Annotated in this window: 1 tRNA gene; it reads left to right on the top strand. The window is 37.8% G+C overall.

Annotated features, from left to right (window positions below):
- The first annotated feature begins 1 nt into the window (after position 1).
- A tRNA-Val gene (locus H7U22_RS01680) sits at positions 2-79 on the top strand.
- The last annotated feature ends 546 nt before the right edge of the window (positions 80-625 follow it).

Below are 625 nucleotides of genomic sequence, written 5' to 3'. Positions count from 1 at the left end.
AGGGAAATTAGCTCAGCTGGTTCAGAGCACCTCGTTTACACCGAGGGGGTCGGGGGTTCGAACCCCTCATTTCCCACCAAAGCCTTTTAGTTTTAACTAAGAGGCTTTTTTTATGCTAAAATTTTACAGGAAATAAGCTCGAGTGGTGCTGAGCACCTCGAAATTTTAGTTTGGGGTCGTCCCGATCAAACATCGGGATCATTTCCCACCAAAGCCTTTTAGTTTTAACTAAGAGGCTTTTTTTATGCTAAAATTTTATCGGGAATCAGCTCGAATGGTGCTGAGCACCTCAGGTTTTCATCTGGGGTCGTCCCGATCATTTCCCACCAAAGCTTTTCAGGAAACTAAGAGTCTTTTTTATGATCCTTATTGGTGGTAATTTAGTTTCTTATTCTGACTTAAGTTTTCTAAACGCGACAGTAGCGATAGACCCGAATTTTTTCAATGAGGGCTTTAGCGAATGGCGGGACTAACATTAAAATGAATTACAGGTTTTGCTTTTCAAATGCTTTAAACCACTTATGAAGATTTGAGAAATATGGGTTGCACCTCATTTAAGAATAAGAAATTAAATGAACTTACATTTCTTATATGATAAAAAAAATTACTACAATTTAAAAAATCA

This window comes from Pedobacter fastidiosus (genome assembly GCF_014306625.1).
Classification (GTDB): Bacteria; Bacteroidota; Bacteroidia; order Sphingobacteriales; family Sphingobacteriaceae; genus Pedobacter; species Pedobacter fastidiosus.
This window is presented reverse-complemented; position numbering and strand designations above follow the sequence as displayed.